Source organism: Streptomyces sp. NPDC104581 (genome assembly GCF_055583685.1).
Genome location: NZ_JBVJNN010000017.1, coordinates 24,056 through 39,576 on the forward strand (window position 1 = coordinate 24,056; position 15,521 = coordinate 39,576).

The window sequence follows — 15,521 nt, forward strand, 5'->3', positions numbered from 1 at the left end:
CTTTCCCACCACGTCCGGGGCAGCTTCCGGGCGGCCACAGGAGCCCCATGTGACAAGTACAGCCAAGCCGCAGCGGTCCGGCGGCGGACAGTCCCACCCGGAGCACCTCGGCCACGTCGTCTTCATCACCGCGGCAGCCGCCATGGGCGGCTTCCTCTTCGGCTACGACAGCTCCGTCATCAACGGCGCCGTCGAGGCCATCAGGGGCCGTTTCGACATCGGCTCAGGTCCGCTGGCCCAGGTGATCGCCGCCGCGCTCATCGGCTGCGCCATCGGCGCGGCCACGGCGGGCCGGATCGCCGACCGGATCGGCCGTATCCGCTGCATGCGGATCTCCGCCGCGCTGTTCACCGTCAGCGCCGTCGGCTCCGCGCTGCCGTTCGCTCTCTGGGATCTCGCCATGTGGCGGGTCATCGGCGGATTCGCCATCGGTATGGCGTCCGTCATCGGCCCCGCGTACATCGCGGAGGTCTCACCGCCCGCGTACCGCGGCCGGCTCGCCTCGTTCCAGCAGGCGGCGATCGTCCTGGGAATCGCCGTCTCGCAGCTGGTGAACTTCGGCATCCTGCAGATCGCCGACGGCGACCAGCGCGGCGAGATCGGCGGCCTGGAGGCCTGGCAGTGGATGCTCGGCGTCATGGTCGTCCCGGCGGTCCTCTACGGCATGGTCTCCTTCGCCATCCCCGAGTCGCCCCGCTACCTGGTCTCCGTCGGCAGGAACGAGGCGGCCAGGGGCGTGCTCGCCGAGGTCGAGGACAAGGACGCCGATCTCGACGCGCGCGTGCGGGAGATCGAGGCCAACCTTCACCAGGAGCACAAGCCGACGTTCAAGGACCTGCTCGGCAGGGTGGGCTTCCTGCCCGTCGTCTGGATCGGCATCGGCCTCTCCGCGCTCCAGCAGCTCGTCGGCATCAACGTGATCTTCTACTACAGCGCGTCGCTGTGGCAGTCCGTCGGGATCGACCCCACCAGCTCGTTCTTCTACTCGTTCACCACCTCGATCATCAACATCATCGGCACCGTCATTGCGATGGTCTTCGTCGACCGGATCGGCCGACGACCGCTGCTGCTCATCGGCTCCGCCGGAATGACGGTCTCGCTGGCCCTGGCGGCGTGGGCGTTCTCCTACAAGAGCGGCAGCGGCACCGACATCTCCATCCCGAACACCCAGGGCACCGTGGCGCTCCTCGCCGCCCACTCCTTCGTGCTCTTCTTCGCGCTGTCGTGGGGCGTCGTCGTCTGGGTGCTGCTGGGCGAGATGTTCCCCGGCCGGATCCGGGCCGCGGCGCTCGGCGTGGCGGCGTCGGCGCAGTGGATCGCCAACTGGGCCGTCACGGTCACCTTCCCGACCCTCTCGGACTGGGATCTGTCGGGGGCGTACGTGATCTACTCGGGCTTCGCCCTGCTCTCGGTCTTCTTCATCCTGAAGTGGATTCCCGAGACCAAGGGCAAGGCGCTGGAGGAGATGGGCTGAGGTCCCCCGCCGTACGGCCCCGGGGCCGCGAATCCGCCGCCCCGTCGGGGCCCGGAATCTCCCCACCGGCCGAAGCGCGGCATCGCCTGCGAAGATGACGTGGTGGACATCGTCATTCTTGCCGTAGTCATCGCCGTGGTCGCCGTCGCCGCAATCACCGGGCTCCTGGTCAGCAGCCGTAGGAAGAAGCCGCCGACCTCGGGACCGTCGGGTACGCCGACCATCACGGCCCCTCCCACCGAGCCGCACGTCGGCGACGAGGCGCGGGAGGGATCCCGCCGCACCACCGACGAGGCGGGCCGCCCGGACGCGGCCGCGACGCCGCCCGCCGTCGAGGACCCGGTCGTGGCCGCCCCGCCCGTGGCGGTCGAGATCCCGGAACCCTCGGCCGGCCGTCTGGTCAGGCTCCGCGCCCGCCTCGCCCGCTCGCAGAACACCCTTGGCAAGGGGCTGCTCACGCTGCTCTCACGCGAGCACCTGGACGAGGAGACGTGGGAGGAGATCGAGGACACCCTGCTCACCGCCGACGTCGGCGTCGCGCCCACTCAGGAGCTGGTGGAGCGGCTGCGTGAGCGGGTCAGGGTGCTCGGTACGCGCACTCCCGACGAGCTGCGGGCCCTGCTCCGTGAGGAACTGCTCGCGCTGCTGCGCACGGACTTCGACCGCGCCGTGAAGACCGAGAGCGGTCTGGACACCCCGGGCGTCGTGATGGTCGTGGGCGTCAACGGCACCGGCAAGACCACGACGACCGGCAAGCTGGCGCGGGTCCTGGTGGCCGACGGCCGGTCGGTCGTGCTCGGCGCCGCCGACACCTTCCGCGCCGCCGCCGCAGACCAGCTCCAGACGTGGGGCGAGCGGGTGGGCGCGCGTACGGTGCGTGGTCCCGAGGGCGGCGACCCGGCGTCGATCGCGTTCGACGCGGTCAAGGAGGGCATCGCCGAGGGCGCCGACGTCGTCCTCATCGACACAGCGGGGCGTCTGCACACCAAGACCGGGCTGATGGACGAACTCGGCAAGGTCAAGCGCGTGGTGGAGAAGCACGGTCCGCTGGACGAGGTGCTGCTGGTCCTGGACGCGACGACGGGGCAGAACGGCCTCGTGCAGGCGCGTGTGTTCGCCGAGGTGGTGGACATCACCGGCATCGTGCTGACCAAGCTGGACGGCACCGCCAAGGGCGGCATCGTGATCGCGGTCCAGCGGGAGCTGGGTGTTCCGGTCAAGCTGATCGGACTGGGCGAGGGCCCCGACGATCTGGCGCCGTTCGAGCCGGAGGCGTTCGTCGACGCGCTCATCGACGGCTGACCGGTGGAGTACCCAGCGACGGCGGCTGAACGCCGGCGCGGTGCGCACCGTACGAGCCGCCGTAGCCCGGCGCCGTAGGGGGCGGCTCACGAAGCGGCGTACGAAGAAAGGGCCCTTCCGCGGCAGCGCGGTGGGGCCCTTCGTACGGAGGCGCCGCGTGGCCCGGCGCCGGTACCGCCGCCGGGGTCCCGTTCAGTCGCGGCCGGGCGAGCGGTGGCAGACGTACGCCAGGGTGCCGAGCAGCAGTCGCGCCTGCGGCGGATCGCCCGCCGTGTCCAGGGCGGGCGGGCGGAGCCAGCGGACGGGCCCGAGGCCGCCGAGGTCGGACGGCGGGGCGGTGACGTGGTCGCCCGCGCCCAGACAGCGCAGATCGAGACCGGCGTCGTCCCAGCCCATCCGGTAGAGCAGGTGCGGCAGTTCGGCGGCGGCGCCGGGCGCGACGAAGAAGTACGCCCGCCCCGTCGGCGTGACGGCGACGGGGCCGAGCGGCAGCCCCATCCGCTCCAGTCTGACCAGCGCGCGGCAGCCGGCCGGTTCGGCGACGTCGATGATGTCGAAAGCACGCCCCACGGGCAGCAGAACGGCCGCTCCGGGCGTCCGGGACCACGCGTGGGCGGCATCGTCCAGTGTGGCCCCCGCGGGGACCTCCAGACCGGGCTGCAGCGGATGCGCGCCCGGCGCCGGGCACTCGGCCGCGCCACAGGAGCAGCGGCCCGCCACGGCACGCGCGCCGGGGGCGACGTCCCAGCCCCAGAGTCCGGTGTACTCCACCACCGACGTGAATTCGGTGCCGCGCCCCCGGCGGCGTGCGACGGACCGCATCTCCCGGATCCCGCCGATCGTGAAGCCCATGCCCCCTCCAACGGGTCGAACTCTCCGGTGGTTACGATGCGGAGTTCTCTCGCGACCCTCCGTCGGCTTCCTGTCCTGCCCGGGCCCGCCGCACTCGTTCCGATGGCGCGAGGTGACGTCCGGGGTGGTGCGTTCGGGGTCGCGCGCCCCCACGTGCACCGCTCCATCCGTTCCTGATCGTCACCGACAAGTGAATCGCGCCTGGCCGCGGGCGAGTTCATTCGAAGGGGTGGCGAATGGTGGCGTTTATCGAATCCGCCTCACCGGAGGGGTGATCGTAGGATTACTTTGAGTACGCGAACGGTGGGGAGTCGCACGTTCGTGGTTATGCCGCAGGCAAGTCGGTTCTCTGTTCGAAGAAGCGCGATCTCCGGACAGAAGACCGTAAGTGACGGCATTCTGGTAGAAGTTCGCGCGACAGGGCTTCAGCGAATGGGGGCGTTCCAGTGGGCGGCAGTGGCGCAGACGGTACGGCTGCCGGCAAGCGCCCGAACGAGCAGTTGAGCTCGTGGTTCCGGCGCAGCGGCTGGTCCAAGGGCGAACTCGCGCGCCAAGTGAACCGCCGCGCCCGCCAGATGGGCGCCCACCACATCAGCACCGACACCTCGCGCGTACGCCGCTGGCTCGACGGCGAACAGCCGCGGGAGCCCATCCCGCGCATCCTCGCGGAGCTGTTCTCGGAGCGCTTCGGCAGCGTCGTCTCCGTGGAGGAGCTCGGACTGCGCTCCGCGCACCAGTCACCGTCGGTCTCCGGCGTCGACCTGCCCTGGGCCGGGCCTCAAACCGTCTCGCTGATCAGCGAGTTCTCGCGCAGCGACCTGATGCTGGCCCGGCGCGGCTTCCTGGGGACGTCGCTCGCGCTCGCCGCCGGCCCCGCCCTCGTCGAACCGATGCAGCGCTGGCTGGTGCCCACGTCGCCGGCCGACCAGGACGGCGCGGACGTGGCCGCCGTACGCCGCCCCTCGCGGCTCTCCGCGCCGGAACTGGACCTGTTGGAGTCCACCACGGTGATGTTCCGCCAGTGGGACGCCCAGTGCGGCGGCGGGCTGCGCCGCAAGGCGGTCGTGGGCCAGCTCCACGAGGTCACGGATCTGCTCCAGGAGTCGCAGTGCGAGGTCACGACGCGGCGGCTGTTCAGGTGCGCGGCCGAACTCTCCGAACTGGCCGGCTGGATGAGCTACGACGTGGGACTCCAGCCCAACGCCCAGAAGTACTTCGTCCTGGCCCTGCACGCCGCCAAAGAGGCCGGGGACAAGGCCCTCGGGTCGTACATCCTCTCCTCCATGAGCCGCCAGATGATCCATGTCGGCCGCCCCGACGACGCCCTGGAGCTGATCCACCTCGCCCAGTACGGCAGCAGGGACTGCGCCACGGCCCGTACGCAGTCGATGCTGTACGCGATGGAGGCGCGGGCGTACGCCAACATGGGGCAGCCCGGCAAGTGCAAGCGCGCGGTGCGGATGGCGGAGAACACCTTCGCCGACGCCGGGGACGACGGCGAGCCGGAGCCCGACTGGATCCGCTTCTTCTCCGAGGCCGAGCTCAACGGTGAGAACGCGCACTCCTACCGGGACCTCGCCTACGTCGCCGGGCGCAGCCCGACGTACGCCTCGCTCGCCGAGCCCGTCATGGAGCGTGCCGTCCAGCTCTTCGAGAAGGACGACGAGCACCAGCGGTCGTACGCGCTGAACCTCGTGGGGATGGCCACCGTCCACCTCCTTCAGAAGGAGCCCGAGCGGTCCACCCCTCTTCTCAAGGAGGCGCTCGGCATCGCCAGGAAGGTGCGCTCCGAGCGCGTCAACACGCGGCTCCGCAAGACGGTGACCACGGCCACCAGGGACTTCGGGGACGTCTCCGAGATCAACCAGCTGACCGAGCAGCTCAGCGAGGAGCTTCCGGAGGCCGCGGAAGCCGTCTGAACGGCCCGTGGAGCGCCTCGCGGGGCCCGTGGGTGATTCCGGGCCCCGGTTCGGTCCCCGCGCGCCTCTGATCCCCGGCGGCGGCCCTCGCCCGTACAGCCGTCACGGCTTCCCCCGCGCCAGGCCGCCCGGGCGGGGTGCCGCGGCCGGATTCTGCCATCGAGACACCCCGCGACACGGCAGTTCATCCAGGCGTAACACCCCGGACCACTTCGTCACTGGCGTGAAACATCGGGTGGCATCGACCGAAATCACCCCGCGTCAATCTCCTGACCACTAGTCGGCCCACAGAAGTAAGAGCATCCGCACGGGCCGTATTTCCCACCCACGAGGAGACGCCGGCCTTGAATGGCGCAGATACCGCATTCGTATTGATCAGTGCCGCGCTCGTCATGCTGATGACGCCCGGCCTGGCCTTCTTCTACGGCGGCATGGTCCGGGTGAAAAGCGCCCTGAACATGCTCATGATGTCCTTCATCTCGCTCGGCATCGTCAGCGTGCTGTGGGTGCTCTACGGGTACTCGCTCACATTCGGCGACGACATCGGTGGAGGACTGCTCGGCAACTTCGACCACATCGGTCTGAAGGGCATCACCCCCGAGACGCTCACGGGCGGCGACGAGGGAATCCCCGTCTACGCCTTCGCCCTCTTCCAGCTGATGTTCGCCGTACTGACCCCGGCGCTGATGAGCGGCGCACTCGCCGACCGCGTCAAGTTCACCGCCTGGGCCCTGTTCATCGGCCTCTGGGTCACCGTCGTCTACTTCCCGGTCGCGCACTGGGTGTGGCAGGCCGACGGCTGGCTGTTCAAGCTGGAAGTGATCGACTTCGCCGGTGGTACGGCGGTCCACATCAACGCCGGTGTCGGAGCACTCGCCGCGGTCCTTGTCGTCGGCAAGCGCATCGGGTTCAAGAAGGACCCGATGCGGCCGCACAGCCTGCCGCTGGTGGTTCTGGGCGCCGCGCTGCTGTGGTTCGGCTGGTTCGGCTTCAACGCCGGCTCCGCCCTCGCCGCCAACGGCACGTCCGCGATCATGGCCTTCAACACCCAGATCGCCACCGGCGCGGCCATGCTCGGCTGGCTCATCTACGAGCGCGTCCGGCACGGCGCGTTCACCACCCTCGGCGCGGCCTCAGGAGCCGTCGCCGGTCTGGTGGCGATCACCCCGTCCGGCGCGCACGTCAATCCGTTCGGCGCGCTGCTCATCGGCGTCGTCGCCGGAGCCGCCTGCTCGTGGGCCGTCAGCCTGAAGTACAAGCTGGGCTACGACGACTCGCTCGACGTGGTCGGCGTCCACCTCGTCGGCGGCGTCATCGGCACCCTGCTCGTCGGCGTCCTGGCGGTCGACGGCATCGGCGGTGCCTCGCAGCTCGGCAAGCAGGCGATCGGCGCCTTCTCGGTGATGGCGTACTCCTTCGTGGTCTCCTGGATCCTGGCCAAGATCGTCGATGCCACCATCGGCTTCCGGGCCTCCGAGGACGACGAGACCAGCGGTGTGGACATGGCGTTCCACGCCGAATCCGCGTACGACTTCAGCGCGGTGGGAGGCTCGCCCTCGGGCCGAAGCAGTGTGACCGCTACGGACAAGGACCTCGCCGGCGCGGCGCGGAACAAGAAGGTGGACGTATGAAGCTCATCACCGCAGTCGTCAAGCCACACCGACTGGACGAGATCAAGGAGGCCCTCCAGGCCTTCGGAGTCCAGGGCCTGACGGTCACGGAAGCCAGTGGGTACGGCCGGCAGCGCGGCCACACGGAGGTCTACCGGGGCGCGGAGTACACCGTCGACCTGGTGCCGAAGATCCGCATCGAGGTGCTGGTCGAGGACGGCGACGCCGAGCAGCTCATCGAGGTCGTCGTGAAGGCCGCCAGGACGGGCAAGATCGGCGACGGCAAGGTGTGGAGCGTGCCGGTGGACACGGCGGTCCGGGTCCGTACCGGTGAACGCGGTCCCGACGCCCTCTGATCAGACGCCCTCTGACACCGGACCCGGTCCGATGCCGGCGCGTGCTCGGTGAGCGGGCACGCTCCGGCGCCGGGCGCACCCTCCCAAGGGGTGCGCCCGGCGCCGCTCGCGTTCCGGGGACGGAGCGGGAGCCGGCGCCTAACTCGTGACTACGCCGCGCGAGTTGAGACACCGAGCGCGGCCCGAGACCGGACGCGCAGCGAAACCGGGCGACCCGCACGCGGGACGCCCGCCGAAAGACGGGACCTGCCGCGTGACCACCCCTGAACAGACGACCGGAGAACCGGACCCGGGACCCAGCGGCTACGCGGCGGCCCGGCTGGGCCTGCTGCACGAGAAGGCACGGTCCGGCCCGCCACGCAGGGCCGCCCTGGCACGGCTCACGGACGACTGGCTGCACGCGCTGTTCACCGCCGCCGCCCGCGAGACGGGCGTCCAGGGCGCGGCCCTCGTCGCCGTAGGGGGTTACGGGCGCGGCGAACTGTCCCCCCGCAGCGACCTCGATCTCCTCCTCCTGCACGACGGCGGCTCCGACGCCGCGGCGGTCGCCGCGCTCGCGGACCGCGTCTGGTACCCCGTCTGGGACCTCGGGCTCGCCCTCGACCACTCCGTACGGACGACCACCGAGGCCCGCAAGACCGCCGGCGAGGACCTGAAGGTGCAGCTCGGACTCCTCGACGCCCGCCACATCGCGGGTGACCCGGCGCCCGCCGCCGCGCTGCGCACCGCCGTCCTCGCCGACTGGCGCAACCAGGCCCCCAAGCGCCTCCCCGAACTCGACGAGCTCTGCCGCGAACGCGCGGAGCGCACGGGCGAACTGCAGTTCCTCCTCGAACCCGATCTCAAGGAGGCACGGGGCGGGCTCAGGGACGCCACCGCGCTGCGCGCCGTCGCCGCGTCCTGGCTGGCCGACGCCCCCCGCGAGGGACTCGCCGACGCCCGCCGCGCGCTCCTCGACGTACGCGACGCCCTGCACCTGACGACCGGCCGGGCCACCGACCGCCTCGCCCTCCAGGAGCAGGACGGTGTCGCCGCGGAGCTCGGCATCGGCGACGCGGACGAACTCCTGCGGCAGGTCTACGAAGCCGCGCGCACCGTGTCGTACGCCTCCGACGTCACCTGGCGCGAGGTCAACCGCGTCCTGCGCTCCCGCGCCGCCCGCCCGCGCCTGCGCGCCCTGTTCGGCGGGAGCAGGCCCGCCCCGGAGCGGACGCCGCTCGCCGAAGGCGTCGTGGAGCAGGACGGCGAGGCGGTGCTCGCCAGGACGGCCCGTGTCGAACGCGACGCCGTGCTGCCCCTGCGCGCCGCTGCCGCCGCCGCCCAGTCCGGGCTTCCGATCTCGCCCTACGTCGTCAGGCGGCTCGCCGCCGCCGGCCCCCTGCCCGCGCCGTGGCCCGCCGCGGCGCGCGAGGAGTTCGTCACGCTGCTCGGCGCGGGGGAGCCCACCGTCACGGTCTGGGAGGCGTTCGAGGCCGAAGGGCTCATCACCCGCCTCATCCCCGAGTGGGAGCGCGTCCGCTGCCGGCCCCAGCGCAACGCCGTGCACACCTGGACCGTGGACCGCCACCTCGTCGAGACGGCGGTCGAGGCGTCCGCGCTGACCCGCCGGGTGAGCCGCCCCGACCTGCTCCTGGTCGCGGCCCTGCTGCACGACATCGGCAAGGGACTGCCTGGGGACCACTCGGCGGCCGGTGAGCCCGTCGCCCGCTCCGTCGCCCTGCGGATCGGGTTCGACCGGACCGACGCGGAGGTCGTGGCCACCCTCGTACGCCACCATCTGCTGCTCGTCGAAACAGCCACCCGGCGCGACCTGGACGATCCGGCGACCGTCAGCTCCGTCGCCGAGAAGGTCGACTCGCTGTCCACCCTCGAACTGCTCCACGCGCTCACCGAGGCCGACGCGCTCGCCACCGGGCCCGCCGCGTGGTCGGCGTGGCGGGGGTCACTCGTCTCGGACCTCGTCGGCCGCGTGGCCGCCGCCCTCGCGGGCAGGCCACCCGCCGCCCTGCGCCCCGTGGTGACCAGCGCGGAACAGGAGCGCCTCGCGGTCGAGGCGCTGCGTACCGGCGGCCCCGTCCTGTCCCTCCACGCCCAGTCGGAGCCTCCTCAGGAGGACGGTGAACCGGAACCGGTCGGCGTCGAACTCCTCATCGCCCTTCCCGACCGCCCCGGCGTCCTTCCGGCCGCCGCGGGGGTCCTCGCGCTCCACCGGCTCACCGTGCGCGCGGCCGATCTGCGCATCGTCGAACTGCCGACGGCGCTCGGCGAGGTCTCCGACGTCCTGCTGCTGAGCTGGCGGGTCGCCGCGGCGTACGGCTCCCTGCCCCAGGCCGCGCGGCTCCGTGCCGACCTCGTACGGGCCCTGGACGGCTCGCTCGACATCCGGTCCCGGCTCGCGGAGCGCGAGGCCGCCTATCCCCGGCGGCGCGGCACCCAGGCCCCGCCGCCCCGGGTGACGGTGGTGCCGGGCAGCTCGGAACTGGCCACCGTCATCGAAGTACGCGCGCAGGACGCCCCCGGCCTGCTGCACCGGATCGGCCGGGCGCTCGAGGAGGCGACGGTACGGGTCCGCAGCGCGCACGTGTCGACGCTGGGCGCGAACGTGGTGGACACCGTGTACGTCACCCGCCCCGACGGGGCCCCGCTGACGGCGGGGGAGGCGACGACGGTCGCCAAGACCGTGGAGGAGGCGCTGCGCGACTGACACGGGGCGACCTGCACGGGGCGTCGGACGTCGCGGTACGGGGGCGGCACGGGGCCGGTACGCCACGGCGCCGGAAGGCCCCGTGGGGTCAATCCCACCGGGCAGGGCCCCTCGTATTCGCCCGGCCGGATACCCTGGAGAGCAATCCACCCTGACCCCGACCCCCGAGGACCTACGAGCGCCGTGTTCGATACCCTCTCCGATCGCCTCTCAGCGACTTTCAAAACCCTCCGCGGCAAGGGGCGGCTGTCCGAGGCGGACATCGACGCCACCGCACGCGAGATCCGCATCGCGCTCCTCGAGGCGGATGTCGCGCTCCCCGTGGTCCGCGCCTTCACCGCGAAGGTCAAGGAGCGGTCACGCGGTGAAGAGGTTTCGCGGGCGCTCAACCCCAGCCAGCAGATCATCAAGATCGTCAACGAGGAGCTCGTAGGCATCCTCGGCGGCGAGACGCGGCGCCTGCGCTTCGCCAAGCAGCCGCCCACCGTGATCATGCTCGCCGGTCTCCAGGGCGCGGGCAAGACGACCCTCGCGGGCAAGCTGGGCCTCTGGCTCAAGGGCCAGGGGCACTCCCCGCTGCTGGTCGCCTGTGACCTCCAGCGTCCCAACGCCGTCAACCAGCTCTCCGTCGTCGCCGAACGCGCCGGCGTCTCGGTGTACGCGCCGGAGCCGGGCAACGGTGTGGGCGACCCGGTCAAGGTGGCCGAGGACTCGATCAAGTACGCCAGGGACAGGGTCCACGACGTCGTCATCGTCGACACCGCCGGCCGTCTCGGCATCGACGAGAATTTGATGCGGCAGGCCGCGGACATCCGCGACGCCGTCAAGCCCGACGAGGTCCTGTTCGTCGTCGACGCGATGATCGGCCAGGACGCGGTCAACACCGCCGAGGCGTTCCGCGACGGTGTCGGCTTCGACGGCGTGGTGCTGTCCAAGCTCGACGGTGACGCCCGCGGCGGCGCCGCGCTGTCCATCGCGCACGTCACCGGCAAGCAGATCATGTTCGCCTCCAACGGCGAGAAGCTGGACGAGTTCGACGCGTTCCACCCGGACCGCATGGCGTCCCGCATCCTCGACATGGGCGACATGCTCAGCCTCATCGAGAAGGCCGAGCAGACCTTCAGCCAGGCCGAGGCCGAGAAAATGGCCCAGAAGCTGGCGAAGGGGCCCAAGCAGTTCACGCTCGACGACTTCCTGGCACAGATGGAACAGGTCCGGAAGATGGGCTCCATCTCGAAGCTGCTCGGGATGCTGCCCGGCATGGCGCAGATGAAGGACCAGATCAGCAACATCGACGAGCGCGATGTCGACCGCACCGCCGCGATCATCAAGTCCATGACGCCCGGTGAGCGGCAGGAGCCGACCATCATCAACGGTTCACGCCGGGCGCGCATCGCCAAGGGCTCGGGCGTCGAGGTCAGCGCCGTGAAGAGCCTGGTGGAGCGGTTCTTCGAGGCCCGCAAGATGATGTCGAAGATGGCGCAGGGCGGCGGGATGCCCGGAATGCCGGGCGCTCCGGGCTCGGGCGGCGGACCCGGCAGGCAGAAGAAGCAGCAGAAGCAGGCCAAGGGGAAGCGGCGCTCCGGCAACCCGATGAAGCGCAAGGCCGAGGAGCAGGCCGCGGCGGTACGGCGCGAGGAAGCGGCGCAGGCGGGCGGCGCGTTCGGCCTGCCGGCGGCCGACGCGGACAAGAACTTCGAACTGCCCGACGAATTCAAGAAGTTCATGGGCTGAGGCGGTCGGCCCGCGGGTACGGGGCGCGAGTCGGCGCCTCGTACCCGCGCGTACGTCGCGGCCTCAGCGCGCTCGGTCGAGCAGCGTCGTGCCCGTCATGAGGGTGCGCGCGTCCAGGCCCAGGGCGGCCGCGGCCGTCGCCCCCACGTCCGCCAGGGTGGCGGCGTCCGGGAGGAGTTCGATCCCCGCGGCGTCCGGGCGGTGGATCAGGACGGGGACGTACTCGCGTGTGTGGTACGCGTGCCCGATCGTCGGATCGTTGCCGTGGTCGGCCGTGACGATCAGGCGGTCGCCCGGTGCGGTGAGCAGCCCCGTCAGCTCGGCGAGCCCGAGGTCGACCTGCTCCAGGACGCTCCCGTAGCGCCCGGTGTCCTGCTGATGGCCCGCGAGATCGGTCTCCTGCACGTTCGCCACGACGAGGCCGCCCCGCCCGCCCCGTACCGCGGTCAGTGTGTGCTCCATGACCTCGCCCGTCGCGACGGCGGGGCGCCGTACGGCGGCCTCGCACGCCAGGATGTCCGCCGCCTTGCCGACCAGGGTGACGGGGACACCTGCGCGCGCCGCGAGGTCGGGCAGTTGCCGGGTGTGGTCCAGTCGCACCCCCAGATGACGCACCTGGAGGCCGCCGTTGCGGTAGAAGCCGGTGGCCGGGGTGTCCAGGCCCACGGTGCCGCCGTCGCCGTCCCGTACGTAGGTGCTGAGAGCCCCGTCCGCGCGGCCACCGACGGCGATCACCCGGGCGACCGGCGCGACGGCCCGCACCTTACGGGCGATGGCGAGGATGCCGTCGAAGGACAGGTCCTCCAGACGTCCGGAGGCGTTCCAGTTGATGCCGGGGTCGGCCTCCAGGTTGTCGTGGACCAGGACGGCGCCGTCGACGAGCAGGAGGGGCCGGCCCGCCAGGGGCTCGACACGGTGGCCCGCCGACTTGAGCGCGCCGCTCACCTCCTCCAGATGCCCGGCGAGCGGGGCCACCGTGACCCGGCTGAAGTCCGCGCCCATCATGGTCTGATGCCCGGCGAAGGTGTCGGCCCCGGGGTAGCCGAGGGCGGCCCGGCCCGCGGCGACGGGGCGGCCGGTCCGCCGGGCGAGGTCCGGGTGCGGGTGGACGAGACCGAGGCCCAGCGCCCCGAGTGCGGGCAGCCGGAGAGGCCGGCCCAGCGAGGCGCGGCAGCGGTCGAGTACATGCCCGCAGGTGTCGGCGGTGAGATCACCGGGCCTCAGCGAACCCGCGTCCGGCATCGCTCCTACTCCGAATCCGTCGATCACGACGATCACGGTCGTGCTCATGGCTCTGGCTCCTTACCGGGCCCGGCCCTGGGCGTCGTACAGGCCGGTCAGCCGGGGCTCTCCGGTGGAGAGCCCGGAGACCACCGCGACGCTCGAGCGGGTGACGAAGATCTGGGTACGGAAGGCGAGTACGGCGGTGTCCCCGACCCGAACGTCCGCGGCGTGGGTAGGGAGTTGGAGCAGCCGGTAGTAGTCGATGTTCTCCGGGGGTGTGTCCTGCACCGGCAGCCGCAGCCCCGTGCGCGGCAGCAGCGCGTCCCGGATGCGCGCGCGGGGGTAGAAGCCGCCGCCGTGGATCGCGGGCCGTCCGTCGGCGAGGGTGTGGGCGACCTCGCTGACGTACACGTAGGCGGGACGTTCGGGCTGCTGGAGGTCGACCGCGTGGAGCGGGGTCGTCCCGGTGAGGGCATGGCCCGGCTCGCCGTGCGTGGCGCCAAGCTCGGCGAGGAGGGGGAGGGACGCCATGGAGGTGGCACTGGGAGCGCTGAGCTTCAGCCCATCATGCCCACGCGCCGCCAGCAACTCGCGCGCCTTGATCGCGAGTTGGAAATTCTTAGTGGGGGCCGGCGCGCCGGTCGACGGATCGCACAGGACACAGGGGAACGCGGTCACGCCCGCGATCCTGATACCCGGCAACGTCTCCGCCACCGCCGCGAAGTCGTCGAGGCCGGCGACCGGCACGCCGCCCTCCTGCCCCGGATAGACCTTGTCGGTGCCCTCGATGCGTACGAGTACGTCCTGGACGGTGCCGAGTCTCCGGGCCGCGTCCGAGACGGCGCGGGCGTTGGCGAGGTCGAAAACGGTCACCGTCTCCGGCCGCCAGCCGAGCATCTCCGGAAGCTGACGGGGCGGGATCTGCACGAGGTGGCCGAGGTTGCCGGCCCGGGCCCCCGCCTCGTGCATCAGCCGCGCCTCGTACGGGTCGATCGCCGCGAACCGGGGGATGTGCCGGGCGATCGCCCGGATCAGCGCCGGGTTGCGGCCGATCTGCTTGACCACGAACCAGAGCGAGAGCCCGAACCGTTCGGCCTCACCGGCCAGCAGCGCGGCATTGGCCTCCACGGTGTCGGCGTCGATCACGTACGTGTCGGGCGGAACGGCGCCGGAGCGGTGCAGGGAGACCGCCACGTCGACGAGCGCGGGGTTGCGGGCGAGGACGGCGTCCAGGAACACGTTCAGTCCTTCAGGTCGTGCAGCGAACGGCGGAGGATCTCGATCACCAGATCGGCGCCGGCCCGCATGGGGTTGATCCGCACGGTCCGGTCGGCGAGGTCCGGGGCGTCGTCGAGGGCCGAGCTGGACATCCGGTAGAAGAGCGGGGTGATCTCGTAGCGGGAGTTGGAGCCTACGGGGTACGGCGCGGCGCCGTACCGTGCCGCCGCGGAAGGCAGTGCACGTGCGACGGGGCGGTCGAGAAGTACGAGCAGACAGCGGTCCTGCGCGTTGGCGATCCGTACCTCTGCCACGCCGGGCACCTCACCGGCCTCCAGCCGGTCGGCGATCTCCGCGCCGACCCGGGACTGGACGGCCCACATGACAGGGACGTGCGTGAGGGCGCGCAGCGCGTCGAGAGCCTGGTGGCCCTGCACCTGTCCGCCGCCCGAGTAATTGTCGGCGCGTACGCGCTCCACGACATCGGCCGCCCCGACGACGGCGCCCACCCCCTCCGGCCCGTGCAGCTTGAAGAGCGAGAAGCACGAGGCGTCGGCGCCGAGCTCAACTCCCGACAACGGTGCGCGCATTACCGTGTAGTTGTCGTCCACGATCGTCCGCACGCCGGCGGTGCGGCAGGCGGCGAGAACGTCTCCCATGTCGTACGAGTCGGCGAGCCGCTGCCGGCTGTGCTGGACATACGCCCACCCGAACCCGCCCGAGTCCAGGGCCCGGTGAAGCGCGGCCTCCTCGTTGAAGTCCGCCTCGACGGTGCGCACCCCCAACCCGCGCAGTGTCACGGCGGTCGTCCGGTACACCGGCGCCCGGTGGATCAGCAGAGGGTCACCGGGCCCGACGGAGCCCTGGAGCGCCGCGCGAATGGCGCCCGTGCCCGCGCCCTGTACGAGCGCGGCGTCCTGCGCGCCGAAGAAGTCGGCCAGCACCGATTCGACCCGCGCCGTCGTACGGGGCCGGCCGAGGTCCGGCACCACCCCCGCGTCCGGCTCGAAGAGCTGGCGACCCTCGAAACGGGCGGCGGTGCACTCCAGCAGCCTGAACTGCATCCGGACCGCGTCGTCCAGCGGGACCGTCGCCAGCGGGAAGGTCCGCGGCAGGTGGACGGACATC

11 protein-coding genes are annotated in these 15,521 nt (G+C 71.7%); 7 read left to right on the forward strand and 4 right to left on the reverse strand.

The genetic code is table 11. The annotated features are described in order from the left end of the window. Window positions 1–49 precede the first annotated feature (49 nt). A complete protein-coding gene (locus ACZ61E_RS16085; RefSeq protein WP_469700245.1) occupies window positions 50–1,474 on the forward strand; it encodes a sugar porter family MFS transporter in 1,425 nt (474 codons plus the stop codon). Between the two features lie 102 nt (window positions 1,475–1,576). Continuing rightward, window positions 1,577–2,776: a signal recognition particle-docking protein FtsY gene (gene ftsY, locus ACZ61E_RS16090; RefSeq protein WP_469700246.1), complete on the forward strand. Its 1,200-nt coding sequence runs from the start codon at window positions 1,577–1,579 to the stop codon at window positions 2,774–2,776. A 192-nt stretch (window positions 2,777–2,968) separates the two neighbouring features. On the opposite strand, the gene ACZ61E_RS16095 is transcribed toward ftsY, so the two are convergent. Beyond that, on the reverse strand, window positions 2,969–3,628 hold the full coding sequence (locus ACZ61E_RS16095) for a bifunctional DNA primase/polymerase (RefSeq protein ID WP_469700247.1): 660 nt from the start codon (window positions 3,626–3,628) through the stop codon (window positions 2,969–2,971). A 446-nt stretch (window positions 3,629–4,074) separates the two neighbouring features. On the opposite strand from ACZ61E_RS16095, the gene nsdA reads away from it, so the two are divergent. The 5 genes from nsdA to ffh all read left to right on the forward strand — a co-directional run bounded on the left by nsdA (window position 4,075) and on the right by ffh (window position 11,951). Further along, window positions 4,075–5,547 carry a transcriptional repressor NsdA gene (nsdA, locus tag ACZ61E_RS16100; RefSeq protein ID WP_469700248.1) on the forward strand — a complete coding sequence of 491 codons (1,473 nt, stop codon included), beginning with the start codon at window positions 4,075–4,077 and terminating at the stop codon, window positions 5,545–5,547. A gap of 344 nt (window positions 5,548–5,891) precedes the next feature. Continuing rightward, window positions 5,892–7,178 carry an ammonium transporter gene (locus tag ACZ61E_RS16105; protein WP_469700249.1) on the forward strand — a complete coding sequence of 429 codons (1,287 nt, stop codon included), beginning with the start codon at window positions 5,892–5,894 and terminating at the stop codon, window positions 7,176–7,178. Beyond that, window positions 7,175–7,513 carry a P-II family nitrogen regulator gene (locus ACZ61E_RS16110; RefSeq protein ID WP_078074856.1) on the forward strand — a complete coding sequence of 113 codons (339 nt, stop codon included), beginning with the start codon at window positions 7,175–7,177 and terminating at the stop codon, window positions 7,511–7,513. The genes ACZ61E_RS16105 and ACZ61E_RS16110 overlap by 4 nt, the downstream gene beginning before the upstream one ends. A gap of 253 nt (window positions 7,514–7,766) precedes the next feature. Further along, the gene (locus ACZ61E_RS16115; RefSeq protein WP_469700250.1) at window positions 7,767–10,217 is read left to right on the forward strand and encodes a [protein-PII] uridylyltransferase; all 2,451 of its coding nucleotides are present in this window, start codon (window positions 7,767–7,769) and stop codon (window positions 10,215–10,217) included. Between the two features lie 183 nt (window positions 10,218–10,400). Continuing rightward, a complete protein-coding gene (gene ffh / locus ACZ61E_RS16120) occupies window positions 10,401–11,951 on the forward strand; it encodes a signal recognition particle protein (RefSeq protein WP_469700251.1) in 1,551 nt (516 codons plus the stop codon). A gap of 63 nt (window positions 11,952–12,014) precedes the next feature. Here ffh and ACZ61E_RS16125 read toward each other — a convergent pair whose 3' ends face one another. The 3 genes from ACZ61E_RS16125 to ACZ61E_RS16135 are packed head-to-tail and all read right to left on the reverse strand — an operon-like array spanning window position 12,015 to window position 15,520. After that, window positions 12,015–13,241, reverse strand: coding sequence for a phosphopentomutase (locus tag ACZ61E_RS16125; RefSeq protein ID WP_469700252.1), 1,227 nt, complete (start codon window positions 13,239–13,241; stop codon window positions 12,015–12,017). 12 nt (window positions 13,242–13,253) lie between these two features. Further along, the gene (locus ACZ61E_RS16130; protein ID WP_469700253.1) at window positions 13,254–14,414 is read right to left on the reverse strand and encodes an alanine racemase; all 1,161 of its coding nucleotides are present in this window, start codon (window positions 14,412–14,414) and stop codon (window positions 13,254–13,256) included. 2 nt (window positions 14,415–14,416) lie between these two features. Continuing rightward, the gene (locus tag ACZ61E_RS16135; RefSeq protein WP_469700254.1) at window positions 14,417–15,520 is read right to left on the reverse strand and encodes an aminotransferase class V-fold PLP-dependent enzyme; all 1,104 of its coding nucleotides are present in this window, start codon (window positions 15,518–15,520) and stop codon (window positions 14,417–14,419) included. Window position 15,521: the final 1 nt, after the last annotated feature.

Excerpts from the sequence above, each read along its gene's own strand:
- ACZ61E_RS16125 (WP_469700252.1), bottom strand. The coding sequence starts at position 13,241 with ATGAGCACGACCGTGATCGTCGTGATCGACGGATTCGGAGTAGGAGCG.
- ACZ61E_RS16135 (WP_469700254.1), bottom strand. The coding sequence starts at position 15,520 with ATGTCCGTCCACCTGCCGCGGACCTTCCCGCTGGCGACGGTCCCGCTG.
- ACZ61E_RS16110 (WP_078074856.1), top strand. The coding sequence starts at position 7,175 with ATGAAGCTCATCACCGCAGTCGTCAAGCCACACCGACTGGACGAGATC.
- ACZ61E_RS16095 (WP_469700247.1), bottom strand. The coding sequence starts at position 3,628 with ATGGGCTTCACGATCGGCGGGATCCGGGAGATGCGGTCCGTCGCACGC.